The sequence below is a fragment of the Mycobacterium sp. MUNTM1 genome, assembly GCF_054660795.1.
This window is the reverse complement of sequence record NZ_BAAGDE010000144.1, coordinates 1-849: the sequence shown is the minus strand read 5'-3', so window position 1 is coordinate 849 and position 849 is coordinate 1. Positions and strand designations below refer to the sequence as shown.

The window sequence follows — 849 nt, the reverse complement described above, 5'->3', positions numbered from 1 at the left end:
TCCGCCCGGATCACCCACTCGAACGCCGCGAGGTCGGGGAACTCGCGCATCAACCGGCCCGATTCGTCGAGCACCGCGGCAAGGCGATCCACGACGGTGTCGGCCCGCGCGGCGGCGGCGCGCAGCCGCGGGAGTGCGATCCGGTCCATCTCGTCGACCGTCGCCTCGAGCAACTCGGACTTGTTCGAAAAGTAGTGATACAAGCTGGCGCTCGTCATGTCGGCGGCACGCGCGATCTCACGAATCGTCGCCCGGGAGTAGCCGGCTTCGCCCACACAGCGCATCGCCGCGGTGATGATTCGCGCGCGGGTCTGCTCGGCATCGGCACCCACCGGCCGGCCCAATTGCGGCCCAGTGACGGTCATCCCGCGCCCCGGGTCCGTTGGTCACGCACCGCACACCTCCGCGCCAACACCAGATCGTCCGATTATATTCGATCCGTTCGGACCCATCGGCCGACGGACAGGATGCGACCAGTGCAGGCAGCACCGTGACGCGGGCGCAACGCGGGCGTCCGGTCGGTGCCAGCGGCGAGGAGACTCGTCGGCGGATCGTCGTCGCCACCATGCGGTGCGTGGCCACGGCGGGGTACGCCCGCGCGACGATTCGTGAGATCGCCCGCACCGCGAACGTGACCAGCGCGAGCCTCTACAACTACTTCCCGAACAAGTCCGCACTGATGAAGGCCGCGGTGGCCGCGCGGACCGACATCGCGGTGCCGCGACTGCGCCGGGCGGCCGCCCGCCCGGGCGACGCGATCACGCGGCTGGAAGCGGTGCTCGACGAATCGGGCCGGCTGATGCGCGAGTTCCCCGACCTCGCGGCGTTCGAGTGGGTGATCCGGGCGGA

2 protein-coding genes are annotated in these 849 nt (G+C 70.3%); one reads left to right on the top strand and one right to left on the bottom strand.

Annotated elements, in window-relative coordinates; translation table 11 throughout:
• Positions 1 to 365: TetR/AcrR family transcriptional regulator (locus ACYQ8K_RS30135; RefSeq protein WP_459975036.1), on the bottom strand; the 365-nt coding region annotated here is incomplete at its 3' end.
• A gap of 125 nt (positions 366 to 490) precedes the next feature.
• On the opposite strand from ACYQ8K_RS30135, the gene ACYQ8K_RS30130 reads away from it, so the two are divergent.
• Positions 491 to 849, top strand: a 359-nt coding sequence (locus tag ACYQ8K_RS30130; RefSeq protein WP_459975034.1) for a TetR/AcrR family transcriptional regulator, incomplete at its 3' end; no start/stop codon positions are given.